We start from the raw sequence: 23,966 nt of genomic DNA, 5'->3' as shown, positions 1-23,966 counted from the left end.
CGCCGTTTCCGTCCCAAACATCGCGCGCCGACGGTGTCCTGTCCTCGACAGGACGAAGAGGGAATATCGGAAGGCCGCTGCCCGCAGCGGCCGAGCCGAAGCTGCCCCCGCAACTGTAAACGGCGAGCCGACGCAACACGCCACTGGATAACTTCCGGGAAGGCTGCATCGGCGACGACCCGTGAGCCAGGAGACCTGCCGTCGCCTGCTATGATGACGTCGTTTCGGGCGGGGTGCCCCGGGATGTCTTTCGGCGGTCCGGAGTGCAGGTCCGTTCGCCGGTTTTGAGCCATCGCCCGCGATGGCCAACCGACGAGATTCGGCGCGATGCCGCCCACTGCGCTCCATCCCGGTGTCATTGCCGGTTCTCAGCCGTCGCTTCCGCCGGACGCCGCCGAGATCGCGGTGCTGTCGCCCTGCGCCGAGACGCTGGCAGCCTTCGCTGAGGCGTGGACCGGTGACGCCGACCGTCTGCACACCAGCGACCTCGCCTCCTTCGCTGCGCAGGCATGTGATCGCTCGCTCGATTCGTCGCTGCTGCGCGCGATCCTGATCGTACTGCCGGATCAGGCGGATCTTTGCCGTGAAGCCGTCGAAGCGATCACCGCGTTCGCCGGCAGCCGGCGGATAGCCTTCGCGGTCCTCAGCTCTCGCGAGCAGCCCGGTGTTCCGAGCGAACTGATCACCAACCTGCCCCCCACGACGCTCCGTCGCCTGAACAGGCTGTACATTCAGCGTGCTGGCGATGCCGCACGCGCCATCCTGATGCAGTTCGCCCTCGCCGCGGGGCTCAGCATCTCCGCGATGGAGACTTCAAGCGACAGCGCGGTCGCCGACACAGAGCAGCCCCCATCCCTTCTCCCCGAGCTGATCGAGGACGCCGCCCGATGACTTACGCCTACGAACGAGACGGCGACGCGATCTATCGTCAGTCGTTCTCCATCATCCGCGCCGAAGCCGCGCTCGATCGATTCACGCCCGACGAGGAGAAGATCGCGGTGCGCATCATCCACGCCAGCGGCATGGTCGAAGTCGCCGGCGACATCGCGTTCACGCCCGACTTCGTCGCGGCGGGCCGCGCCGCGCTGCAGGCCGGCGCGCCGATCCTGTGTGACGCGCAGATGGTCGCCAATGGCGTCACCCGCAAGCGGCTTCCGGCCGACAACGAAGTGATCTGCACGCTGAACCATCCTGACGTTCCTGCCCTCGCTGCAAAGCTCGGCACCACCCGATCGGCCGCCGCCGTCGATCTGTGGCGCGACCGGATGCAGGGCGCTGTGGTCGCGATCGGCAACGCGCCAACCGCGCTGTTCCGCCTGCTCGAAATTCTCGCCGAGCCCGGCGCACCGCGGCCCGCGGCCATTATCGGCATCCCGGTCGGCTTCGTCGGCGCCGCCGAATCCAAGGACGCGCTGCTGACGGACTCACCCTCGCCTTGCGTGATCGTGCGCGGCCGGCGCGGCGGCAGCGCGATGACGGCTGCGGCGATCAACGCGCTGGCGAGCGAACGCGAATGAGCACACCGACGATCTACGGCGTCGGCGTCGGCCCAGGCGCACCAGACCTGATGAGCGTCCGCGCTGCGCGGCTGATCGGTGGCGCCAAGGTGGTGGCGTATTTCCGCAAAGCCGGACGCCCCGGCCACGCCCGCCGCATCGCCGATGGCCTGCTGCCGGAGGGCGTGATCGAAGAACCGATGGACTATCCGGTGACGACCGAGATCGCACTCGACGATCCGGCCTATGCGGCGACGCTGCGCAGCTTCTACGAACAATGCGTCGCGCGGCTCGCCGACCACATCGCGCAAGGCCGCGACGTCGTCGTGCTGTGTGAAGGCGATCCCTTTTTGTACGGCTCGTTCATGCATCTGCACAGCCGGCTGGCGCCGCGCATCCGCGTCGAAGTCGTGCCGGGCATCTCCGGCATGGCGGCATGCTGGACTGCGAGCGGCACGCCGATCACCTATGGCGACGACGTGCTCTGCGTGGTGCCGGCAACGCTCGGACCAGCGCGGCTGAAGGCGGCGCTCGCCACCGGCGATGCAATCGTGATCATGAAGCTCGGCCGCAATCTGCCGAAGGTGCGCCGCGCGCTCGACGACGCCGGCCTGCTCGATCGCGCGATCTATGTCGAGCGCGGCGCGATGGACGATCAGGTCGTGATGCCGCTCGCCGACAAGACCACCGACGACGCGCCTTACTTCTCGATCGTGCTGGTCCACGGACAGGGACGACGGCCATGACCGGATCTGTCGTCGTCGCGGGCCTCGGGCCCGGCGCGCAGGAACTGATCACCCCCGAAGTCAGCGCAGCGCTGGCGCGCGCCACCGACATCGTCGGCTACGCGCCCTATGTGGCGCGCGTCGCTGAGCGTGAAGGCTTGCAGCGGCACGCGTCTGATAACCGCGAAGAGCTCGATCGCGCCGGCTTCGCGCTGCGGCTGGCGGCCGAGGGTCGCCATGTCGTCATCGTCTCCTCCGGCGATCCCGGCGTGTTCGCGATGGCGGCGGCGCTGTTCGAAGCGATCGAAGCCGGCGATCCGTCGTGGCGCGAGCTCGACATCCGCATCCTGCCCGGCATCAGCGCGATGTTCGCCGCCGCGGCGCGGATCGGCGCGCCGCTCGGCCACGATTTCTGCGCGATCAACCTGTCGGACAATCTCAAGCCGTGGGAGACCGTCGAGAAGCGGCTGCGCGCCGCAGCGGAGGCCGATTTCGTGATCGCGCTGTACAACCCGATCTCGAAGGCCAGGCCGTGGCAGCTCGGCCGCGCCTTCGAGCTGCTGCGCACCATCCATCCCGCGTCCGTGCCGGTGATCTTTGCGACCGCTATCAGCGATCCACGCGAACGCATCGACGTGGCGCCGCTCGGCGAGGCGGTGCCGCGACGCGCCGACATGCGCACGCTGGTGATGATCGGCTCGTCGCAGACCCGGATCATTCCGCGTCGCAGCGGCGCCGCTTTCGTCTACACCCCGCGGTTCTCCGGAGCGGTGTCGTGACCGAGCCAGGCCATCACATCGGCGACCGTCGCGACGCAGTGCCGATCCGGCACCGCGGGCCGCTTCACCATGATCACCGGCAGCCCGAGTTCGCGCGCCGCGGTGATCTTGGCAACAGCCGCATCGCCGCCGGCATTTTTGGCGACGACGATCTCGGTGCGGTGCGCCCGCAGCAGCGCGCGGTCGCCGGCGAGATCGAACGGTCCGCGCGCCACCACGATATCGACATTCGGCAACGGCAGCGGCCCGCGCGGTGGATCGACCAGCCGGACCAGATAGGCGTGCTGCGGCTGCGCCGCGAACAGCTCGAGGTTCTGGCGGCCGATGCCGAGAAACACCCGCCGCGGCGCTGCGCCGAGCGCGCTCACCGCCTGAGCGAGATCTTCGACATCGACCCAGCGATCACCGGCGACCGCCTGCCACGCCGGCCGCTCCAACGCCAACAGCGGCACGCCCGCTTCGGCGCAGGCGATCACCGCGTGGCGGCTCATCTGCGCCGCGAATGGATGCGTCGCATCGACGACGCGCTCGATCCGCTCGGCGCGCAAGTAATCGACCAAGCCGCTGATGCGGCCAAAGCCACCAACGCGAAACGGGATCGGCGGTGGCTTCGGGTGATCGGTACGGCCGGCGAACGACAGCACCGCGTCGACGGCCGGCTCGGCGGCGATCGCCCGGGCGAGCGCCGAGGCATCGGCAGTGCCGCCGAGGATCAATACGCGCGAGCGATGCGATGAAGGGAGCGTCATGATCACCAGCGATGACACGACGCAGCCCTGGCTGTCCATCGTCGGAATCGGTGAGGACGGCCTCAAGGGGTTGTCGGCGCGCGCACGGGCGCTGCTGGACACCGCCGAGCTGATCGTCGGAGGTGATCGCCATCTCTCCCTCGTCGCCGCATTGAACAAGCCCACAATGCCGTGGCGCGTGCCGTTCGCGGCCTCGCTCCCCGACGTGCTGGCGCAGCGTGGCCGCCGCGTCGCCGTGCTGTGCTCCGGCGATCCGTTCTGGCACGGCGCGGGATCGGTGCTGGCCGATCATCTCGCGGCAAATGAATGGACCGCCGTGGCGGCGCCATCGACCTTTGCCTGGGCCGCTGCGCGGCTCGGCTGGCGCCTGGAAGACGCGGTGACGCTCGGCCTGCACGCGCGCCCCGTCGCGACGCTGCGTCCGCATCTCCGCCCGCAGGCGCGGCTGATCGTATTGGTGCGCGACGGCGCCGCGGTCGGCGAGATCGCCGCGTATCTCGCGGCGAACGGTTTCGGCGCGTCCGAACTCACCGTGCTCGAAGCACTCGGCGGCCCGCGCGAGCGCGTGCGGCGAACCACCGCCTCGATCTTCGCTTTCCCCGACGTCACCGCTCCAGTCGCACTCGGCATCGCCGCAGCCGCGGAGCCGAATGCCGTGATCATGCCGTGCGTCAGCGGCCTGCCGGACGAGCTGTTTCAGCACGACGGCCAGCTCACCAAGCGCGAGATCCGCGCGGTGACGCTGTCGACGCTGGCGCCGCGCGGCCATGAGCTGCTGTGGGATATCGGCGCCGGCGCCGGCTCGATCGGAATCGAATGGCTGCTGGCGGCGCGTAGCAATCGCGCGATCGGGATTGAGACGCGCGCCGACCGGCTCGCCACCGCGCGCGCCAATGCCGAGGCGCTCGGCGTGGCGCAGCTCGATCTGCGGCTCGGCGCAGCACCCGAGGCGCTCGCCGGCCTCCCCACGCCCGACGCGGTGTTCATCGGCGGCGGCGCCAGCCGTCCGGGGGTGATGGACGCGGTGTGGCAGGCGCTGCCCGCGGGCGGCCGGCTGGTGGTGAATGCGGTGACGCTGGAGACCGAAGCGCTGCTGATCGACTGGCACCGCCGTCATGGCGGCGAATTGCTGCGGCTCGGCGTCGAGCGCGCCGCGCCGGTCGGCGGCCTCACCGGATGGCGCGCGGCGATGCCGGTGGTGCAATGGAGCGTCCGCAAATGACCGCGGTCGTCATCGGCATCGGCTTCCGCGCCGCCGCCCCCGCATCGGCGATCATCGACGTGATCGAGACTGCGCGCCGCGCCGCCAATCCGCACCAGCCATCGGCGTTGGCAACCGCTGCGGACAAAGCCGATCACAGCGGCCTGCGCGAGGCCGCAACCACCACCGCTCTCCCCATCTTGCCGATCGATGCGACTGCGCTCGAACAAGCCACCGCGCGTATCACGACGTCGTCTGCCGTGGTCGCACATCACCGCGGTGTCGGCAGCGTCTGCGAGGCCGCGGCGCTCGCCGCCGCCGGACCGACGGCGCGGCTGATCGTATCCCGTTTGATTTCACAGGATCGCCTCGCGACGGCCGCGGTGGCGATCGAGGAGCCGCTGCCATGACCGTCCACTTCATCGGCGCCGGCCCCGGCGCGCCCGATCTGATCACCGTGCGCGGCCGCGATCTGGTGATGCGCTGCCCGGTGTGTCTCTATGCCGGCTCGTTAGTCCCGCGCGAGATCGTGGCGCTGTGCCCGAAGGACGCGCGCGTCGTCGACACCGCCCCGCTCGACCTCGACGCCATCACCGCGGAGTTCGTCGCCGCTACCGAAGCCGGCCACGACGTCGCCCGGCTGCATTCCGGCGACCTGTCGGTGTGGAGCGCGATGGGCGAACAAATCCGCCGCCTGGAGCAGTACGGCATCCCCTACACCGTTACGCCCGGGGTGCCGTCGTTCGCGGCGGCCGCCGCCGTGCTCGGCCGCGAACTGACGTTGCCGGAAGTCGCGCAGACCGTGGTGCTGACGCGCACCTCGGGCCGCGCCTCGGCGATGCCGCCGCGCGAGACGCTGGAAGCCTTCGCAGCCACCGGCGCGACGCTGGCGATCCATCTGTCGATCCACGTCCTTCCCGACGTCGTCGAACGGCTGCGCCCGTATTACGGCGACGACGGCGCGGTCGCCGTAGTGGTGCGCGCGAGCTGGCCGGAACAGCAGGTGATCCGCGGCACGCTCAGCTCGATCGCCGCGCAGGTCGCAGCCGAAGGCATCGACCGCACCGCGTTGATCCTGGTCGGGCCGTCGCTCGCCGCCACCGATTTCCGCGAGAGCTCGCTGTACGCCCCCGACTACGACCGCCGCTATCGCCGCTCGGCGGAGGACGGCCGTGACCGTGACTGATCATGTACTTCCAACAGCGACGAACGGCCGTCCGCCGGGGCTGATCATCGCGGCGCCGTCGACCAATAGCGGCAAGACGACGGTGACGCTGGCGCTGAACGCGGCACTACGCCGCCGCGGCCTCACTGTGCAGCCGTACAAATGCGGGCCCGATTATATCGATCCGGCGTTCCACGAGATCGCCGCCGGTCGGCCCTGCTACAATCTGGATTCCTGGGCGTTCGGCCAGGACCACATCACCTCCCTGCTCGATGCCGCGGCCGGCGCGGACCTCTGCCTCGCCGAAGGCGTGATGGGGCTGTTCGACGGCGGCAGCGCATCTGGCGCCTGGGGCAACGGCGCGACCGCCGATATCGCCGCGTTCACCGGCTGGCCGGTGGTGCTGGTGATCGACGTCGCAGGCCAGGCGCAATCGGCCGCCGCGCTGGCGCTCGGCTTCGCCCGCTATCGCAGCGATGTGCGCATCGCCGGCGTCATCCTCAACAACGTCGCCAGCCCGCGCCATGAAGCGCTGGTCCGCGACGGTTTCGCCGCGCACGACATTCCGGTGCTGGGCAGCTTTGAGCGACAGCGCGATCTCACGCTGAAGAACCGCCATCTCGGTTTGGTGCAGGCACGCGAGACCGCGAGGCTCGACACCCGCCTGCAGCAACTCGCCGACAGCGCCGTGCGCGGCATCGATCTAGACGCCCTGATCCGCGCCGCGCAGCCGGCGCGCCCGATCGCATCGTCGATCCGGCCACTGCCGCCGCCGGGTCAGAGCATCGCGCTGGCGCACGACGATGCATTCTCCTTCATCTATCCGCACCTCACCGCCGGCTGGCGCGCGGCCGGCGCCGAGATCGTGCCGTTCTCGCCGCTGAACGACGAGGGCCCAGATCCGTCCTGCGATGCCGCGTGGCTGCCTGGCGGCTATCCCGAACTGCACGCAGGACGCCTGGCAGCGGCGACGCGGTTCAAGGCAGCGCTCGGCGCGTTTGCAGAAACCCGCCCGGTGCACGGCGAGTGCGGCGGCTACATGACGCTGGGTGCCGGCCTGATCGATGCCGACGGCACGCGCCATGCGATGGCGGGACTACTCGGCCTCGAAACCGACTTCGCCACCCGCAAGCTGCATCTCGGCTACCGCCGCGCAACCTTGCATACCGCCGCCGCCGGGTACGCCGCCGGCAGCGTGCTGCGCGGCCATGAATATCACTACGCCCGCGTCGTCACCGTGGCGGACGATCCGCTCGCCGAGATCCGCGATCCCGCCGGACAGCTCACCGATGAGACCGGCAGCCGGCGCGGCCACGTCACTGGCACCTTCTTCCATCTGATCGATGTCGCCGAGGAGGCGATCGCCTGATGTCCAACTTTTTCGAAAGCGCCGCTGCACCCGGCCGCATCACGCTGGTCGGCGCCGGCCCGGGTGATGCCGACCTGCTGACACTGCGCGCGATCAAGCGGCTGCAAGCCGCCGACGTCGTGCTGTACGATGATCTCGCCGGCGAAGACTTCATGGCCTATCTCGATCCCGACGCCGAGCTCGTCGCCGTCGGCAAGCGCGCCGGCCATCCCTCGCCGCGCCAGGATGAAGTCAGCCGCCTCGCGATCAGCTACGCGCTGCGCGGCAAGCATGTGGTGCGGCTGAAGGCCGGCGATCCGACCCTGTTCGCCCGCGCCGACGAAGAGCTGCGCGCGGCGCGCGACGCCGGCATCGCGGTCGAGATCGTCCCCGGCATCACCACCGCGACCGCCGCCGCGGCTGCGATCGGCGCGTCGCTGACCAAGCGCGGCGTCGCCCGCCGGGTGCAGTTCGTCACCGGCCACGATGTCGACGGCCGCCTACCGCGCGACCTCGACCTCGCGGCGCTGGCGGACGCGACGGCAACGACCTGCGTCTATATGGGCAAGGCCACCTTCCCGGCCCTCGTGGCGCAACTGATCGCCCGAGGCTTGGACGCAGCGACGCCGGCCGTGATGGTCGAGAGCCTCGGCTCCGACACCACAAATGTCGAACGCGGCACCGTCAGCGAGCTTGCCGCTCGCCTCACCGCCGACCGGCCGGCCGGCCCCTGCATGATCCTGTACGGCGCCGCGCTGGAAGAAGGCTGAGAACCGGCGCGCCGGACCGAGCTGTCACCAAGCTTCGTTCAATCGTGTGCCGCGGCCGAAGCAACGCCGTGCCTCCGGCTGATCTGCTCGATCGCATCCGACAGCCGATCGAGCGCGGCCGGCAGCATCGGACCGCCGCAGACCGTGAGCTGATCGGGGACAACGATCCGCCGGGATTGCGGATAGGCCTGCTGAATCGCCGGATGCAGCAGCAAAGCCTTGCCCTGATCCTCAGCCTGCGGCTGCTGCTCCGACACCAGCAACAGATCCGGCCGCGCCGCGACGATGGCTTCGAGCGACGCGAAGCCGCCATAGCTGAGGCCAAGATCCGAGGCGGCATTCGACAGCCCCACCGTGTGCAGCAGCGAGCTGAGCAGACTGTCGCCGCCGGTCACCCAGCCGCGCCGCGACAGCGCCAGCACCCGGCCCTGCCAGCGTGACGCCGTTTGCCGCGCGCGCTCGGTTGCCCGGTCGATCGCAGCGATCATCGCGTCCGCCCGCTGCGGATGGCCGACGAGCTCGCCGGCCCGAAGGATCTGCGCCTTGACCTCGTCGATCGTCCGCGGCACGTCGAACTCCTCGAGCGGGACGTGCTGCGCGCGCAGCAGTTCGCGGGTGGCGCGCTTGCCGTAGCGGCCGGCCAGCACCACGTCGGGCGCCAGCATCAACAGATCCTCCGCCTCGCCGGACAGCGACGGAAACCGCTTTGCCTCGTTCGCGAGCCAGGACAGCCGCGGGTCACGCGCATAGGGCCCAAGGCCCATGATCTGCTCCGGATCGGCCAAGGCGATCAGCAACTGATCGGTGCACATATTGATCGAGGCGATCCGCTTCGGTGCGGCGAACACCGGCGATGACAGCAGGCCGATCACACCGAGGCTGATCAGGCCGATGACCGGCAGCGCCAGATGGCGTAGTAGCCAAGGGGTCGACCGTTGCTCGCCCGAAACGACGGGCGCACGAGCGCCGCGATGCCGCGCAGTTGTTCTGGTCAAGACGACATCCTCCGCCGGCCCATCGCCGAACGAGTTGCACACTTGTACCGGCCGGTCTCCTGGCTCGCGGATATCCGGCGCGTCCGCCTTCCCGGCCAATCCGGCCAGTGGCATTCGAGGACGCTCCGATCCGCCCACAGTTGCGAGGGCAGCCGCGGCATTGGGGCAACGAGACCCCGCACCGCATTCCCGTTTCACCCCTCGTGCGAGGGGCACCGGTACTGGCTTCGGTTAAGCACGCCGCCCCGGGCCGCACAAGGCAGACGATCCGCCGAATGGTCACCCGCCAGGGCAAGCCACTGCCGGTGGCACCGTCTGGCCGCCCGACAGCGAAGCAAGGGTCGCGGCCTGCCCCCTGTTCATGACGCTTCCGCGCCCTGGGACGCCCTGACATAGGCGTCGTACAGGCGTGCCTCCGTGGCATCGTCCATGGTCTGATCGAGCAGCGGCAGCAGTGCCATCTCCTCCTTCTGGACGTGCACGACCATGCGTTGCACCAGCTCGGCGCCGGCGCGGCTGAACTCGCGCCAGCTATCGGCGTCGAAGCCGTTTGCCTGCGCACGCCGGGCCTGCGCAATCAGCTTTTCGCCGAGCGGCCGCATGAAATTGTGCTCCTCGGTGAGATGGTCGCCGATCAGTTGATCGCCGACCGAATCGAACATCGTGAACAACTGCGTCTCTTCGAAGTCGAAATGCCGCAACGTATCTGCTTCGATCGCCGCAGAGAGATCGGCGAGCAGCCGCGCGCCGGCGGGATCGGCCACGCTGATCGGCTGACGACGCGAGATCGCCGCCTCGAGCCGCTCCATCAGCGCGATGGTGGCGCGATGTTCGTCGTGCAGGGTCTGGCTGATGCGGTTGGCAAACATGGCAGGCTCCTTGAAACTAACAGTTGCGGGTGCGGCCCGAAGTGAGCGACGGCAGAATGCTGGCGATGTAGGCGGCGAAGGCGAGCGCCCCGGCGGCGCCAACCACCGCAGCACCGGCAGCGAGCTGCGCACTGTCGAGCACGATCGCAAACCCCAGCGCAGGGATTGCGATCAGATGGGCGACGGCGTGAATTTTGAGCGGGGCAGCGACGCCGAGGTCGGTCAGCAGCGGCGGCCCGCCGCTGGCGCGGCTGACATGCATCGAGGCCAGAAACGGCACGATCCGCTGCAGCACGCCGAGCAGGAACGTCATCAGCCAGCCGCCGAGCGCCACCAGCCCGAACAGCGTCGGCCCGCCGAGGCCGGCCCAGCCCTGTAGCGCAGCAAGCGCTGCAAGCGGCGTCAGCGCCAGCATGACCCAGGAGAAACGGATCAGCACAAACGACAGGCCGAGGCGCTTGCGCATGCCGCTCGCCAGCGCGACGCGCATCAACCCGAGATGCAGGCCGACCGCGACCGCGCCGACCACGCAGGCCGCAATCTGCAGTGCGACGACATCGCCAAGCGCACCGATCGTGCCGAGCGCCACGGTGGCGGTGGCGGCGCCGAAGCCGAACCATGCCGTCCGCTGATCCGGCGCGTTCGACAGCGCGAACATCGGGATCAGCACGTGGCTGAAACCGAGCGCCAGCATTCCCATGAAACCGAATCCACCGAGGATCATATGGGCGCGCGCCGCCGCGGCGTGATCAACGAAAACCCCGAAGCGATGGTCAAGCGACAGTGCGAAGCCCAGCGCCACGAGCGCGATAAGCGAGGCGAGTGCCGCCCAGCCATAGGCGCGTACCACCGGCATACTTCCGGCGCGCCGCAGATTGTCGGCCAGCAGCACGGCGAACAGCAGCAGTCCCAGCGTCGTCGCCGCAGCACCGCCGATCATCCAGATGCTATCAGCAGCCGCCATCCCGGCGATCAGCACCACCGCGCCCGGGATCAGCAGCCAGGATGCCAACCGGATCGGCCACACCGCCGCCAACGGCCGCGTCGTCGCCACCGGGAGAAGCTGCACCGCAGCGCCGACCGCGGTGAATGTCAACACGCCGAGCGTCAACAGATGCACCGCGGCCAGCGACGGACCCACCCCGCCGCGAAACCGCGGAAAGTCGTCCGCTGCCAACAACACCGCGCCCCACAGCAGAACGTGACACACCGCGGCGGCGGCGAAGAACCGGAACGGAACCGAAGCCGGCAGCAGCCGGCTCTTGGCCGTCCCGAGAAATCCGCTGGCAGCGATCATGCGGGGCCTCGCTGGATCTCGAGCAGCACCTCGCCGTCCCGCAGCGGCATGTCAGCGGCCGGCGTCACCATGCGATGGCGCCAGCCCCGCGCGTCGAGCTCCGGATACAACAGCAGCGGCTCCTGACTGACGAGCGCCGTCAATCCGTCCCCCGCCTCGCCGCCGTCGATCAGGCGAAGCACCGCCACCAAGGGCTCGGGACACGGCAGGCCGCGGACGTCGACATGCAGCCGGTCGCCGACGTACCAGCGGCGTCCTCGTTCGGTTCGTGCGTTGCTGCGGCTCATCGCGGCTCACTCCATGGCTCAGCCGACGCTAACCGAGCGGCCCCAGCCATCGTTGTTCTGTCGCAAGCTCAATCGCGAATGGCGGGTCAGAACAGCCCGTGCACACCGCCGACCGCGCCGAGCACGGTGATCAGCGAAATCGTGCTCAGCACCCGATGGCCGCGAAGCGCCACCCCGAATGCACGGTCGGGATCGCGCCGCGCCCGCGCGTCGAACCACGCGTGCAGAAACAGCGGCTCGGCCACGAATAGCATCACGATGAAAATCGCCCACAGTCCGAGCATCGCGCCGAGCCACCAATATTGCGGATCAGCGAGCTGATCCCAGCGGTCATAGGCGTACAGCATGTAGAAGCCGGAGATCCCGACCAGCAGCGTCGAGATCCGCGCCTGGGCGGCAAAGCGACGCTCCAACGCATCGAACAACGGCAGCCGCTTCGTCGCTTCCATCTCCAGAAGGCTCGGCAGGATCACGAAGGTGACGAACAGCAGTCCCCCGATCCAATGCACCACGCCGAGCACATGGATGATACGAAAGACGGTCGGCCAATCCAGCATCACGACATCACCGCGGCGTCAGAGCAGCACGCGCTTCCTTAGGCGCGCAGCCACTGCACGCTCCCCTCTGCATCCGCCAGCAACACTTCGACGCCCGCCCGCGCGCGAAGGATCGCGACGATGCGGCTGCGGTCGAGCACGCTGAAGGCGGTCGACAGCGCATCGGCCTCCGTCGCGGTTGGCGCGACCACGCTGACAGAACGATACGACGAGGGGCAGCGTCCCGTCGATGGATCGAACAGATGCGTGAACTGACCCGCCGGATCGAAGCGAAAGCCTGCGCCGGATGACGTTGCGATAGCACGATCCACCAACTCGACGGTACCAAGCTCGACGCCGGCTTTCTCCGGATCGGCCAAGCCGACCCGCCAGGGCGCACCGTCCGACTTTGCGCCGATCGCCCGGATCTCGCCGATGTCAACCAGCGTGGCGGTCATGCCACCCTTCCGCAGCAGATCGACCACGCGATCGGTGGCGAAGCCTTGCGCGATGCCGTTGAGCGTGATGGCGGCGCCCGGTCGTTTCAATGCGATGCGATCAGCCGACACCAGCACATCGTGGTAACCGACCTTGGCCAGCGCGCTTGCGACCTCCGCCTTCGCCGGACCGGCAGGATCAGCTCCGGACCGCTCGAAGTGGCTTCGATAGAGTTCCCACAACGGCTGAACAGTGGGATCGAACGCACCGCCGGTCCGCGCAGCAAGATCCAACGTCGTCCGCAGCAGCGCCACCATGTCCGGATCCGGCGCAACCAACACCCCGGATCGATTGAGCACGCAGATCGCCGAGTCCGGCCGGTACAGGCTGAACATCTGCTCGAGCCGGCGCACTTCGTGCACACTGGCCTCGACCAGCCTCGCCGCGGCGACGCGATCAGGATGGTGGATCTCGATCGACACCTGTGCGCCGAGCGCCGAACCGCGCCAGCGCACCGGCCCGCCCGCCTGCGACGGCACCGCACGCCCGAGCATGGCGACGCCGAACGCGCTGGCAGCGATGGTGACGAAGCGCCGCCGGTTGAGTGCTGACTGCGTCATGGCATTTCTCGCTAATTCATCCGGGTCTCGGTCGCACCGTGATGATCGCTGGCGGACGACGCATCGCTGCCGAGGACGTAGTTGCTGGGAATAGCATCGAAGGCGACCACCCGCCCTCCGTTCGCGGCGGCGAAGGCCTCGGCGGCGCCACGGTCGCTGAACGGCACGGTCTCGGCCGCCCCCATCCCGCCGCGCTTGCGGCTGTCGATCACGAAGAACGCCTTCCTGGCATCGACCCAGTTGGTTTCGCCCGGCTGATCCCAGTTCGGCGCCCGCCCCATGTCCGAGACGTAGATCGCGCGGATGTCGCGCGGCTGATCCGGCATCAACGTGAAGGCAACCGCATCGCGCGCCGAGGAAAACCAGTACGGATCGATCCGGCTCGCGGTGATGATCTGCCCCTTCGGACCGGGATGCTCGACGAGGTTCATGCCGCAGAACACGCCCATCGCCTCGTCGTTCAGCGCCACCGGCGGCGGCATCACGGCCGAACCGGATTTGTCGTTGCAGCCCGCGAGCAGCAGCGCGGCCGCGAGCAAGACGATACGACCTGAAATTCTCATAGCTCCCTCCGGGCGAATACCAAGATGGCGAGGCCGAGCGGCACCGCGACCCATGCCGCCATGCCCGCAAGCAGGCTGACGAAACTGGGATGGACGGTGCCGGCGAGGCCCGCCATGCCGGCGAACTGGCTGACATTGGTGCCGGTCAGATTGCTCAGCCGGTACAGATCGGTCGGATTGAAGAACAGCAGCACGTTGAGCACGCCGCTGGAAATCAGCCGGCCCTGATCGACCACCAGCACGCCGAGCAGCGCCATGTCGAACACCAGCACCAGCAAAAGCCAGATCCCGACCGCGATGCCGGCCGCGGTGCCGCGCTGGCGTACCAGGCTGGACGCCGCATAGCCGAGCGCGACGAACACCGCGCCGAGCAGCACCGAGGTGCCGAGCATCGCGGCAAAAGCAGCCCAGCTCTGCGACGACACCGGCGTGCCGCTGATCACCAGTGCGAGCGCCGAGACGCCGTAACCGACCAGCGTCGCGAAGCTCAGGATGGTGACGTGGCCAAGAAATTTGCCGAGCACGACGTGCGTGCGTGCGACCGGATAGCTCAGCAGCAAGATCATGGTGCCGCGCTCCATCTCGCCGACGATGGCGTCGTGCGAGATCAGCAGCGCGATCAGCGGCAGCAGGAAGATCGTCAGGCTCGACAGGCTGACGATCACCACGTCGAGCGCGGCGGCGCCGACATGGCCGGTCGGAGCGCTGCCGAGCAGCGTCAGCGACAGCGACAATCCGGCGAGCAGCAGCGTCGCGGCAAACACCCAGCGATTGCGCAAGCCTTCCTGAATCTCCTTCAGAGCGATCACCGCGATGGGCTTCATGCCGCCCGCTCCTGCCGCCGAAGAAAATGCGCGTACAGCTCGTCGAGGGTCGGCTCTGCAACGACGATATCAGCGACGGCGGGGTCGCCTGCCGCCTGCCGCAGCAACCGCATCTTGCCGGCGTGATCGACGACGCCGATCTCGCAGCGACCTTGGTCCATGACGACCTCGTTCGGGAACCAGACCGGACGTGCGGCAGGGTCAGCCAGCTTCAACCTGAGCCGGATCGGCAGCCCCGCCAGCGCACGCAGCTCCGCCAGCGTGCCGTCTGCGACCAGAATGCCGCGGTTCATGATCAGCACCTGTTCGGCGCGGCCTTCGAGCTCGTCGAGCGCGTGCGACGAGATCAGCACCGTGGCGCCGTCGCGCCGCAGCTCGTCGAGGATTTCGTAGAACGTCAGCCGCAGCGCCGGATCGAGCCCAGTGGTGGGCTCGTCGAGCAGCAGCACCCGCGGCCGACCGAGCAGCGCCTGCGCCAGCCCGAGCCGCTGTCGCATTCCCTTCGAATACGTCCCGACCAGACGCCGCGAAGCCTCGCCGAGGCCGACGCGCTCCAGCAGCGCTGCACCTTGCCTGGCGTCGCTCCCCTTCAGCCGCGCGTAGAACGCCAGCGTCTCGCGCCCGGTCAATGCAGCGTTGAACGCGACGTTCTCGGGCAGGAACCCGAGGCAGCGGCGACCTGCGAACTCGCCGGCCGCGGGGTTCTCGCCGAGCACGCGGATCGAACCGCCGTCCGGACGGATCAGGCCGAGCATCAGTTTGATCAGCGTGGTCTTGCCGGCGCCGTTGTGCCCGACCAGGGCGCTGAGCCGCCCAGGCTCGAGGGCAAACGACACATCGTGCAGCGCCCGCACCGCGCGGTAGCGCTTCTCGACATGCTCGATGGCGACAGTCGCGGTCATGGCGCCACTCCCGGCATCGGCCGCGGCGGCGGAGCGATCAGCGGGCGGGTATCGACCACGCCGCCCGGATACAGCGCTGGAAACTGGCTCTGCGCCCAGCGCAGCACCTGAACCGCCGGACTGTTGATCAGCAGCTTGGCGGCGGGAGCGGTCCACAGCACCCGGTCGACCAGATCGTTCGGCCGATACGCCGCGTCGGCGATGCCGTCGTTGTCGAGGTCGAACGCCGGATTGTCGCTCCAATAGTTGCCGCGCCCGTCCTTCGACCAGTCGAGGTCGCGGGTGCCGACGTATTTCACCTGATTGCGGTTGCCGATGAATGCATTTCCCACGATCTCGTTGCCTTCAGAGCCGGCGGTGAAATGCACGCCGATCTCGCAGCCCTCGAACCAATTGTCGCGAAACCGGTTCTTGTTGGCGTTGTAAATGAACACGCATTTGGTCGGACCGAACTGCGCATCTACCGCGCCGCGTTCGACCGGCGTCATGCCCTTGTCGGCGTCGACGCCTTCGAAATCGGCGCTGATTCCGGACAGCGGTCCGCCGACGACGCGATTGCGTTCAATCCGGGCGAAGTTCGCATAGTTGAACAGGAGGCCGAAATCGCGGTCGCGCTCGGAGACGTTGCCGAGGATCGTCAGCCGGTTGGAATACATGATGGCATAGCCGCCGTGATTGCCGATCGAAACGTTGCCGCTGATCTCGCTGTCGTTGGTGTACATGTAGTGCACCGCGAACCGCACCTTCTCGAACCGGTTGTTGATGAAGCGATCCTTGCTGCTCGTCACCGAGAAGATGCCGTCGCGGCCGTAGCGGATGGTGTTGCCGTCGACGACCACGTCCGGCGCGTTCCACACCCGCACGCCGTTGCCGGCATCGTTGAGCCGGACACCGCGCAGGCCGTCGATGATGTTGTGGGCGACCCGCGACCCGCGGGCGCCGTGGATGTTGACGCCGAACAGGTTGTCGTCGAGGCGGTTGCCCTCGATCAGCGACCGTTCGGCGGTCTGGGTCAGGAAGATCCCCGAATCCATCGCCTGCGGGTCGCGGCCCGAGCCGCGCACCGTCAGGCCCCGCACCGTGACGTCCGGCGCCACCACGGTGATGACGCTGCCCTGTCCATGCCCGAGCACGGCAGCGCCGGGCTGACCGATCAGCGCGAGCCTGCGCTCGATCCGGATCGGCCCGCGATAGTCTCCAGGCGTCAGCGCGACGGTGTCACCGTCGCTGGCGCCGTCCAGCACCGCCTGCAGGTCCGACGACGGCACGACGTCGATCCGCGCGGCCGAGGCCGCGCCGGCCGCAGCGACGCTAACCAGCGCCGCCGCCACCGCGATCATCGATCGCACCGTCATCGCCATGCTCAGACGCTCTTCGGCTCGACCAGCATCCGGCCCTTCATCTCCATGTGCATGGCGTGACAGAACCAGGAGCAATAGTACCAGTACACACCGGGACGATCGGCGGTGAACGACACCGACGCGGTGGCGTGCGGCGCGACCTCCATCTGGATGCCGTAGTTGACGATCGAGAAGCCGTGGGTGAGGTCCTCGACCGTGTCGATATTGGTGACGTAGACGGTGACGTGATCGCCCTGCTTCACGTCGAACTCGGTGAGACCGAAATTCGGCGCGGTCGAAACCATGTAGACCCGCACCTTGTCGCCATCGCGGATCACCTTGGAGTCTTCCTCGAGATTGACGCCGTCGGCCTTGGCCTGCTTCACCGCATCGGCGAACATCGGGTCGGCCCGCTCCCAGATCGAGATCGGGTTGATCTTCGAGCGATGAACGATGGTGGCGTCGTGCGGCTCAGCGAAGCTCGGGCCGTCGTGCACCAGCTTCATCTTCTCGCCGGAGATGTCGATCAACTGATCGTTCTCCGGCTTCAGCGGACCGACGTTGAGGAAACGGTCCTTGGAGAACTTGTTCAAGGAGATCAGCCACTTTCCATCGGCTTCCTTGGTCTGCCCCATCGACGAGTGATTGTGCCCCGGCTGATAATGCACATCGAGCTTGTCGATGATCGGATTGACCTTCTCGCCCTTGTAGGCGCGCCTGGCCAGATCGATGTTCCATTTGCAGATCTGGCTGTCGATGAACAGCGTGGTGTAACCGTTGCCCTTGCCGTCATAGGCGGTGTGCAGCGGCCCGAGGCCGAGTTCGGGCTCGGCGACCACGACGTCGCGCGGCTTGATCTTGTCGTCGAACAACTGATCGAACAACCGCACGTCCATCACCGTTGCGGTCGGCGACAGCTTACCGTTGGCGACGATGTGAATGCCGTCGGGTGCGGTGTTCATGCCATGCGGACCGTTGGGCACCGGGACGTAGCGGGTGTAGGGCGAGCCGTGGCGGCCGTCGATCATCGGCACGCCGCCCATCTCCTTGAAGTCGCCTTTCTTCACCGCCTCTTCGATCCGCTTCAGATTGAAGATCACCACCCAGTCCTGGTCGTTGGCGGTCATCTCCGCGGCGGTGACGCCCCCTTCCGAATTGTAGCAGGTGGCGAACGCATATTTTCCCTGGTAGTCGGCGTCGACGTTGTCGAGGTTGCCGTCGACCATCACCTGCCAGGCCACCTTCATGGTGTCCCCGTCGATCGCGGTGAACACGGCGTGATAGTCCTTGGTCTTGGTCAGGTTCTTGCCGTCGTTCGGCAGCGGCACGCGGTCCTCGCCGTTGCAGAACACATAGCCGGTGCGCGGATATTTCTGCACCCGGAGCCCGTGCACGGTGTGCTGGTTCGGCAACTGGATGATCTTGTCGCACTTCATCACGTCGAGCCGGACGCGCGCGACGCGGGTGTTGGCCTTGTCGTTCATGAACGCGTAGCGACCGTCGTAGGTGCCGTCGGTGAACGACAGATGCGGATGGTGGAGGTCGCCGTTGAGGTAGGTGCCGCCCCGAGTCTTCAGGAACTCCCGGGCCTCCGGCAGCAGCCCTTCGGTCAGCACCTTGAGGCTTTCGTTGGTCTGGCCCCAGCCGGTCGCGCTGCAGCGGTTGAACACCGGCACCCGCATCAGTTCGCGCATCGACGGCAGACCCACGATCCGCAGCTCGCCGGACTGACCGCTGGAGAAGAACACGTAGTACTCGTCGAGTTCGCCCGGATGGACCTCGGTCTTCTGAATTGCCGGCCGCGCCGGCAGACCCGGCTTGGTCTGCGCCTCAGCGGTCGCGATCAGCGTGCCGCCGGTGCCGAGGGCCGCACCGCCGACAATGCCGACGCCGGCAGCCGCCGCACTGGTTCCGAGTAGCGTTCGCCGGCTGAGGCCGTGTCCGTGATCCTGGTCGCCCATGTTGTTCTCCTTGGGTTTTACGGTGCTGGAGGTGACGAAATCGCGTCCGCGGTCGGGGTGCCGACTGGCTTTCCCCCGGCGAGGATCACGGTGGCGGGGCCCTTGCCGCCGCGCATCGATGTCGACGACAGCGCCTCGCGCTTCTCCCGCTTCAGCCGAAGCTGGATCATGTGCGGGCAGCGGTGGTCGTCGAAATACAGCTCCTGGCAGTGCATACAGTAGATGCACTCGTTGACGTTGATGTGGCCTTCCGGGTGGATCGCCTGCACCGGGCATTCCTTGGCGCAGCGCTGGCACGGCGAGCCGCATTCGGGCCAGCGTCTGAGCCATTCGAACATCCGGATCCGGCCGGGAATCGCCAGCGCCGCGCCGAGCGGGCACAGATAGCGGCAGAAGAACCGCTCGACGAACAGGCCGGCCGCGAGCAGCGTCGCCGCGTAGATTACGAAAGGCCACTCGCGCGCGAAATTGAGGATGATCGCAGTCTTGAACGGCTCGATCTCGGCGAGATGCTCGGCCGCCGCGGTCGAGTAGATCGACAGGCCGAACAGACCGAGGAACACGATGTACTTGATGGGCCACAGCCGCTCATGCAGCCCCCACGGCACATTGAACTGCGGAATCCTCACCGCCTTGGCGATGTTGTTGAGAAGCTCCTGCAACGCCCCGAAGGGACAGAGCCAGCCGCAGAACGGTCCCCGCCCCCAGAACAGCAGCGCCGCAGCCACCGATGCCCACAACACAAAAATCAACGGCGCCGACAGGAAGTAATCCCAGCTGAAACCGGCAATCAGCGAGTTGGTGAAGGTCAGAACGTTGACCACCGAGAGCTGCGCGTTGGCGTACCATCCGAGCCAGACCAGAATGAACGTCAGATACGCGCGGCGCACCCAGACATACACGGTGGGTCTGCGCACCAACTGGTTCTGGAAGAAGAAGATCAGCGTCAGCGTCACCAGCGCGACCGCGAGAATGCCGATCCGCACCAGATCGCCGCGCCAGATCCGCATCCACAGCGGCTCGTCCTGCTCGGCCACGGCCTGCGAGGGTGGCGGCGTTGCGGCCGCAGCGCTCGGCGTAGCCGGCGGCGTCACCGTCGGCGCAGGCGTGTCGCTCACCGTCACCGCCCGCTGCTCCCGCTTGATATAGCCGTCCGGCAGCGTGTAGCCGAGATCGAAGGTCAGGAACGCCTTGTCGCGTGCGCCGATCACGCGCTGCACCAGGAGCTGCAGCGACCACGGCTCGGTCGGATCGAAGCCGAACTCGAGCGGCACCAGGAATAGCCCGATCTCGGGAAAATCCGGCGCGCCTTCCGCCGCGAGGTCGCCGAGACGGGTGTGGTCGCGATCGCGGAAGCGGATGCTGTTGCCGTCCTGGATCAGTTCGATCCGATCGAAGATGCCGCCCCGAACATAGCCGGAGCCCTTGAACGAATAGGTCCCGCGGCCGGCGATCACCAGCGCCTGCTGCCCCGGCTTCAGTCGCGAGGTCAGCCGTCGATAGCCGTCGTCGCCGAGCAGGCTGCGTCCGATCGTCGGCACGGCGACGTCCGCCGCATAGAGTTCGATGAAGGTGTCGGTCGGCTCGCCGGGTTCGGGGCGATCCGCCGCTGCACGGTTGCCGGACTTTTCGAACGCCTGATCGACATCCGCATTGGTCAGCACCAGCCGGCGCACCGAGCCGTCACCGACCAGGCTCTCCCAGTCCCGCACCTCGCTCCTGGCGAGATCGATGGTCTTGGTGACGGGCGGTGGCTGCGCAACTTCGCTTTGCCCGCCGCCGATCCGGCCGCTCTTGATCAGCTTGGTGGCCGATCTGACCACGCTGTCGCCGATCACCAGCACGGTGACGGTTGCACCGCTGACGATGTCGACCTGGGGCGCCGCCGCCTTGCCGCGTGCCACCGGCGCCAGATCGGCACCGATCAGCTTGTTGATGGCGGCGAGGATCTTGGCTTCCGGAATCCCGACCAGAACGATCGGCTCTTTATGATCGACCAGCTTCAGGCCGGTGATGACACCGTTCGGATCGATGCCGACCAGCATCTGGATCGGCTTGCCGGAATATCCGGTGGCGTTGACAAAATCCGAATTCAGATAGGCGAAGCCGAGCAACCGGTCGCCTTGATATGCCGGCGCCAGCGCAGGATCGCCCTGCATCGATCCGAAGCGGTCCGCGCCCGGCACGAGTTCGGACGGTGTGGCACGGCTGAGATAATCGCCGAGACGGCTTGCGGCGTTCGCAACCGTGACGCCGCCCGCAAGAGCGAACACAAGCAAAAAAAGGGCAAGGATCGGGCGCAATCTGCTCAACGGTTCGGTTCCAAGTAGTGGACAGAACGCCGTTGTTCTGGATCGCGTGGTCAGCTCTCGATAGCAGCCGACAAAGACACCGATTTGCGCCAGCGCAAATTCGGCACATAATGACTAAACGGCTCAACCAGAGACGACCATGCGTAACACTCCGCTCTTGACATCGACACCGACGCACGCGGTGAAGGATCTTGCCGAGCTCTATGCCATTGCGCTGGTGCAGGCGGAGTGCGCCGCCACCAGTTACGATCGGATGGCTGCGTCGCTGACCGACGACAGCGACCACACCAAAGAGCCCGTTCGTTGCGTGTTCGAGACACTGCGCGAACGCGAACAGGATCGTGTCGCCGAAATCAGGCTACGTCGCTCCACTCTTGCTCGCAAGCGGTCTGTTTCCGAAGTCCCACCGGCGGCGATCGAGAATTTGGTTCCAGAGCAGGAACTCACCGAACTTGCAGATTCGTCGTTATCAACTCCTTTTCAGGCATGGGCGATCTCCGTCCGGCATCGCCAGCGCGCCTTCGTGTTCTGGACCTACGTCGCAGCGTACGCCACCGACCCCGAGCTTCGCATCGCAGCGGAGACCTTGGCGCGGGAGGCGTTGACAGATGCCGATCTGCTGCGGCGCGAACGGCGGCTGGCCTGGCGCGCTGAGCGGGCTGCCAAGGGAACGGACGCAGACGAACGGAACTTCGGCGAGATGTCCTCGGCCGCGCTGATCGAAAGCCTGCTGCTCAAGGAGATCGCACGGTGGGCACAGGTGTTGATGCCTCCTGAGCGCGAACGATTGTTGAGCTCGAGCGGCGTTGCGACAGCGGACCTCGCTGCGATCGGCGCCGAGCTTCCCGGCCTGCCGGACGGCGACACGCCGGCGGAGGTGCCGCGGCGCGTGGTTCGTTATGCCGAGCAACTGACGTCGATGTACCTCGACGAATCCGACCGCGCCACAGATCAGGCCGAACTGGAATTGGCGCAGACGCTGGCATCGTCCTCGATCGCACGACTGGCGCGCTTGCGAGCGTTCGCGAACTCGCTTCGTCACTGACCAGTTCGACAATTCTCAGGTCTTTGCGCCTCGACAACGAAGCCGCAGGCTGTTGCCTCGATGCTGCTCGGCATGAAACAACAGCAACTCGTCCCATCAATCGATGTCAGGACTCTTCCCCGCTCGTCGCGGCACCCGACCGTCTTCAGCCTGTTCGATCAGCTCGCGCCAGGGCATTCCTTGGAACTGCTGAGCGACCACGACCCGCGGCCGCTCCGCTATCTGTTCGACGTCAGGCGCACCGGGAGCTTCCACTGGGACTATCTGCAAGTCGGATCCACCGTTTGGCGAGTCCGCATCCGCAAACTCGCCGCCGCGTCCGACTCCGCCGCCGCAGCCGGGTGAAAGGCGTGCTTGGACTGATTCTGGGAAACGTCTGCCGTCCGCCCACCGCGCCCGCGGCTTTCCGCGTCGATCGCCGCCTCTTCAGTGAGTGGCGATAGCCCTGGCACCGGCGCCCGTCATTGCCGCTTCAACCTTGGCGGCATCCGCATGACTGCAGTCGATCACCACCTCGATGACGTCGTTCAGCTCGGCTTCCCCGTGCTTCTCGAGCCCGGGATGGCCGCTTTCCACGTCGGCGCCCGCGAGCCGCGTCCCGGCGCTGTTGGCCGCTCCGCGCGGCTGGACCGAAACCGCTGATCTCTCGACACCGAATTCCTGCACCAGTCGCTCTACGGCGAGCTCCGCCTCGCGCCTGGTCGAAAACTGGCCGGTGATCTTGCTCTGCATCGTCGTCTCCATCGGTTGTCGCGTTGTCCGCAACCCGGCTCGGACGAACCTGTTCCTGTCCACGACGACATCCGCTGCAACGGCCGCACACGGAAGCGCGGATTCCCGTTTCACCATCGTCGCGCTGCTTCAATGTCATCGAACCGATTTCAATCGCCGAACTGCGCCAAGCTCTGCACCGGCACGAGCTGCGCCACCATGATGAGGGAGGCGACGACTCCGACGAACACCGCGCTTCTCCAGCTCCACACCAAATGGAGCAGCATCAGCGCCAGCAATGTCCACGGCAGCGCCGCAATGATATCGGGCGGCATCGAGGTCACCCTCCTCTCGTCACTTCACCAGATGTGGTATTTTACGGGCGCCTATACGGACACCGAAACAAACAGCATCAGGCACCTCGCAAGGCTGCATCCGGCGAGGTTCGACGCTGGTGTGCCGATTGCGCGGCGATCGTCACGACAATCTGGCGCTCGCGAGCACGTTCCTAAGTCGGGGGAGCGTACCAAAGACGCACTGTGCAGATCGCTCGTTACGAGACTTCAATCTCGTCGTGCGAAAAGCCGGCGCAATCGCGACCCTGCGCCTCGATCAGGCTGCGGATCGCCCGCTTTAGTCCGGGCTTGCGGACCATCGTTGTCGCGGTGGTCGCATCCACCCATTGGCGCTGCCGCTGCAGCCGCTCAGGCCAGTTGTCGAATTCGGCGATCACCCGGAATGGAAACAGGTCGACCTTGCAGCGGATCGGCTGGCCATGCTTCAAGCGCTTGTTGGTGAAGCGGCCGACCGGGACCAGCGCGGCCTCGCCGTGCAGGCCGGCTTCTTCCATCGCTTCGATCTCGGCGGTCTTGTGCGGCGGATGGTCTTTGATCGGCCAGCCTTTCGGCACCGACCAGTGACCCTTGGTGCGTGTGGTCACCAACAGCACCTCCGTGCCGCGCGACGTGATGCGGAACGGGATTGCGCCGTACTGCTTGACCTTCATGCTGATCCATCCTCGAAAGCGCAAAGA

27 protein-coding genes and 2 riboswitches are annotated in these 23,966 nt (G+C 67.2%); of the genes, 11 read left to right on the top strand and 16 right to left on the bottom strand.

Annotated elements, in window-relative coordinates; translation table 11 throughout:
• Positions 1 to 14: 14 nt before the first annotated feature.
• Positions 15 to 217, top strand: a riboswitch (cobalamin riboswitch).
• Between the two features lie 110 nt (positions 218 to 327).
• Genes FLL57_RS06380 through cobJ form a run of 4 tightly spaced genes read left to right on the top strand, consistent with a single transcriptional unit; the run spans position 328 to position 3,000 of the window.
• On the top strand, positions 328 to 891 hold the full coding sequence (locus FLL57_RS06380; protein ID WP_013503109.1) for a hypothetical protein: 564 nt from the start codon (positions 328 to 330) through the stop codon (positions 889 to 891).
• On the top strand, positions 888 to 1,517 hold the full coding sequence (locus tag FLL57_RS06375; RefSeq protein ID WP_013503110.1) for a precorrin-8X methylmutase: 630 nt from the start codon (positions 888 to 890) through the stop codon (positions 1,515 to 1,517). Before FLL57_RS06380 ends, FLL57_RS06375 begins: the two co-directional genes overlap by 4 nt.
• Positions 1,514 to 2,242 carry a precorrin-2 C(20)-methyltransferase gene (locus tag FLL57_RS06370; protein ID WP_013503111.1) on the top strand — a complete coding sequence of 243 codons (729 nt, stop codon included), beginning with the start codon at positions 1,514 to 1,516 and terminating at the stop codon, positions 2,240 to 2,242. Before FLL57_RS06375 ends, FLL57_RS06370 begins: the two co-directional genes overlap by 4 nt.
• Positions 2,239 to 3,000, top strand: coding sequence for a precorrin-3B C(17)-methyltransferase (gene cobJ / locus FLL57_RS06365; RefSeq protein ID WP_013503112.1), 762 nt, complete (start codon positions 2,239 to 2,241; stop codon positions 2,998 to 3,000). Before FLL57_RS06370 ends, cobJ begins: the two co-directional genes overlap by 4 nt.
• Here the strand turns inward: cobJ and FLL57_RS06360 are convergent.
• Positions 2,967 to 3,749: a cobalt-precorrin-6A reductase gene (locus FLL57_RS06360; RefSeq protein WP_047309078.1), complete on the bottom strand. Its 783-nt coding sequence runs from the start codon at positions 3,747 to 3,749 to the stop codon at positions 2,967 to 2,969. The genes cobJ and FLL57_RS06360 overlap by 34 nt on opposite strands.
• On the opposite strand from FLL57_RS06360, the gene cbiE reads away from it, so the two are divergent.
• The 5 genes from cbiE to cobA are packed head-to-tail and all read left to right on the top strand — an operon-like array spanning position 3,748 to position 8,233.
• Positions 3,748 to 4,971 carry a precorrin-6y C5,15-methyltransferase (decarboxylating) subunit CbiE gene (gene cbiE / locus FLL57_RS06355; protein ID WP_142882437.1) on the top strand — a complete coding sequence of 408 codons (1,224 nt, stop codon included), beginning with the start codon at positions 3,748 to 3,750 and terminating at the stop codon, positions 4,969 to 4,971. The genes FLL57_RS06360 and cbiE overlap by 2 nt on opposite strands.
• A complete protein-coding gene (locus FLL57_RS06350) occupies positions 4,968 to 5,360 on the top strand; it encodes a cobalamin biosynthesis protein (protein ID WP_142882436.1) in 393 nt (130 codons plus the stop codon). Before cbiE ends, FLL57_RS06350 begins: the two co-directional genes overlap by 4 nt.
• Positions 5,357 to 6,136, top strand: a complete 780-nt coding sequence (gene cobM, locus FLL57_RS06345) for a precorrin-4 C(11)-methyltransferase (RefSeq protein ID WP_142882435.1) — start codon at positions 5,357 to 5,359, stop codon at positions 6,134 to 6,136. Before FLL57_RS06350 ends, cobM begins: the two co-directional genes overlap by 4 nt.
• Positions 6,123 to 7,484, top strand: a complete 1,362-nt coding sequence (locus FLL57_RS06340; RefSeq protein WP_142882434.1) for a cobyrinate a,c-diamide synthase — start codon at positions 6,123 to 6,125, stop codon at positions 7,482 to 7,484. Before cobM ends, FLL57_RS06340 begins: the two co-directional genes overlap by 14 nt.
• Positions 7,484 to 8,233 (top strand): uroporphyrinogen-III C-methyltransferase, encoded by a 750-nt coding sequence (gene cobA, locus FLL57_RS06335; RefSeq protein ID WP_142882433.1) that lies wholly within the window; start codon positions 7,484 to 7,486, stop codon positions 8,231 to 8,233. Before FLL57_RS06340 ends, cobA begins: the two co-directional genes overlap by 1 nt.
• Positions 8,234 to 8,271: 38 nt before the next feature.
• Here the strand turns inward: cobA and FLL57_RS06330 are convergent, their stop codons facing one another.
• The 12 genes from FLL57_RS06330 to FLL57_RS06275 form a co-directional block, all read right to left on the bottom strand.
• Entirely contained in the window at positions 8,272 to 9,117 is an 846-nt protein-coding gene (locus FLL57_RS06330; protein WP_433962618.1) for an ABC transporter substrate-binding protein, read from the bottom strand.
• Positions 9,118 to 9,260: 143 nt separating this feature from the next.
• Positions 9,261 to 9,463: riboswitch (cobalamin riboswitch) on the bottom strand.
• Between the two features lie 124 nt (positions 9,464 to 9,587).
• Complete coding sequence (locus tag FLL57_RS06325; protein WP_013503120.1) at positions 9,588 to 10,097, bottom strand: hemerythrin domain-containing protein; 510 nt, start codon at positions 10,095 to 10,097, stop codon at positions 9,588 to 9,590.
• Between the two features lie 16 nt (positions 10,098 to 10,113).
• Positions 10,114 to 11,394, bottom strand: coding sequence for a hypothetical protein (locus FLL57_RS06320; protein ID WP_142882431.1), 1,281 nt, complete (start codon positions 11,392 to 11,394; stop codon positions 10,114 to 10,116).
• Entirely contained in the window at positions 11,391 to 11,681 is a 291-nt protein-coding gene (locus tag FLL57_RS06315) for a DUF2249 domain-containing protein (protein WP_013503122.1), read from the bottom strand. The genes FLL57_RS06320 and FLL57_RS06315 overlap by 4 nt, the downstream gene beginning before the upstream one ends.
• A gap of 86 nt (positions 11,682 to 11,767) precedes the next feature.
• Entirely contained in the window at positions 11,768 to 12,238 is a 471-nt protein-coding gene (locus FLL57_RS06310) for a hypothetical protein (protein ID WP_142882430.1), read from the bottom strand.
• Between the two features lie 38 nt (positions 12,239 to 12,276).
• Positions 12,277 to 13,275: an FAD:protein FMN transferase gene (locus tag FLL57_RS06305; RefSeq protein WP_142882429.1), complete on the bottom strand. Its 999-nt coding sequence runs from the start codon at positions 13,273 to 13,275 to the stop codon at positions 12,277 to 12,279.
• A gap of 11 nt (positions 13,276 to 13,286) precedes the next feature.
• On the bottom strand, positions 13,287 to 13,838 hold the full coding sequence (locus FLL57_RS06300) for a nitrous oxide reductase accessory protein NosL (RefSeq protein ID WP_142882428.1): 552 nt from the start codon (positions 13,836 to 13,838) through the stop codon (positions 13,287 to 13,289).
• Positions 13,835 to 14,662 (bottom strand): ABC transporter permease subunit, encoded by an 828-nt coding sequence (locus tag FLL57_RS06295; RefSeq protein WP_013503126.1) that lies wholly within the window; start codon positions 14,660 to 14,662, stop codon positions 13,835 to 13,837. Before FLL57_RS06295 ends, FLL57_RS06300 begins: the two co-directional genes overlap by 4 nt.
• A complete protein-coding gene (locus FLL57_RS06290; protein ID WP_142882427.1) occupies positions 14,659 to 15,564 on the bottom strand; it encodes an ABC transporter ATP-binding protein in 906 nt (301 codons plus the stop codon). The genes FLL57_RS06295 and FLL57_RS06290 overlap by 4 nt, the downstream gene beginning before the upstream one ends.
• A complete protein-coding gene (locus tag FLL57_RS06285; RefSeq protein ID WP_047309067.1) occupies positions 15,561 to 16,925 on the bottom strand; it encodes a nitrous oxide reductase family maturation protein NosD in 1,365 nt (454 codons plus the stop codon). Before FLL57_RS06285 ends, FLL57_RS06290 begins: the two co-directional genes overlap by 4 nt.
• A 2-nt stretch (positions 16,926 to 16,927) precedes the next feature.
• Positions 16,928 to 18,865, bottom strand: a complete 1,938-nt coding sequence (nosZ, locus tag FLL57_RS06280) for a TAT-dependent nitrous-oxide reductase (protein WP_013503129.1) — start codon at positions 18,863 to 18,865, stop codon at positions 16,928 to 16,930.
• 17 nt (positions 18,866 to 18,882) lie between these two features.
• Positions 18,883 to 21,177, bottom strand: a complete 2,295-nt coding sequence (locus FLL57_RS06275) for a NosR/NirI family protein (protein ID WP_142882426.1) — start codon at positions 21,175 to 21,177, stop codon at positions 18,883 to 18,885.
• Positions 21,178 to 21,316: 139 nt separating this feature from the next.
• Between FLL57_RS06275 and FLL57_RS06270 the strand changes: the two genes are divergently transcribed.
• Both FLL57_RS06270 and FLL57_RS06265 read left to right on the top strand, forming a co-directional pair.
• On the top strand, positions 21,317 to 22,222 hold the full coding sequence (locus FLL57_RS06270; protein ID WP_142882425.1) for a hypothetical protein: 906 nt from the start codon (positions 21,317 to 21,319) through the stop codon (positions 22,220 to 22,222).
• Between the two features lie 60 nt (positions 22,223 to 22,282).
• Positions 22,283 to 22,567 carry a DUF2249 domain-containing protein gene (locus FLL57_RS06265; RefSeq protein WP_142882424.1) on the top strand — a complete coding sequence of 95 codons (285 nt, stop codon included), beginning with the start codon at positions 22,283 to 22,285 and terminating at the stop codon, positions 22,565 to 22,567.
• 81 nt (positions 22,568 to 22,648) lie between these two features.
• Here FLL57_RS06265 and FLL57_RS06260 read toward each other — a convergent pair whose 3' ends face one another.
• The 3 genes from FLL57_RS06260 to FLL57_RS06255 all read right to left on the bottom strand — a co-directional run bounded on the left by FLL57_RS06260 (position 22,649) and on the right by FLL57_RS06255 (position 23,939).
• Positions 22,649 to 22,954, bottom strand: coding sequence for a hypothetical protein (locus FLL57_RS06260; RefSeq protein WP_142882423.1), 306 nt, complete (start codon positions 22,952 to 22,954; stop codon positions 22,649 to 22,651).
• Positions 22,955 to 23,103: 149 nt separating this feature from the next.
• The gene (locus FLL57_RS23280) at positions 23,104 to 23,268 is read right to left on the bottom strand and encodes a hypothetical protein (protein WP_185966191.1); all 165 of its coding nucleotides are present in this window, start codon (positions 23,266 to 23,268) and stop codon (positions 23,104 to 23,106) included.
• Between the two features lie 218 nt (positions 23,269 to 23,486).
• Complete coding sequence (locus FLL57_RS06255; protein WP_142882422.1) at positions 23,487 to 23,939, bottom strand: NUDIX hydrolase; 453 nt, start codon at positions 23,937 to 23,939, stop codon at positions 23,487 to 23,489.
• Positions 23,940 to 23,966 lie beyond the last annotated feature (27 nt).

The sequence above is a fragment of the Rhodopseudomonas palustris genome (assembly GCF_007005445.1).
GTDB classification, from domain to species: Bacteria; Pseudomonadota; Alphaproteobacteria; order Rhizobiales; family Xanthobacteraceae; genus Rhodopseudomonas; species Rhodopseudomonas palustris_G.
Note: the sequence above shows the minus strand (reverse complement) of the source record. Positions and strands in the feature narration are given on the sequence as shown.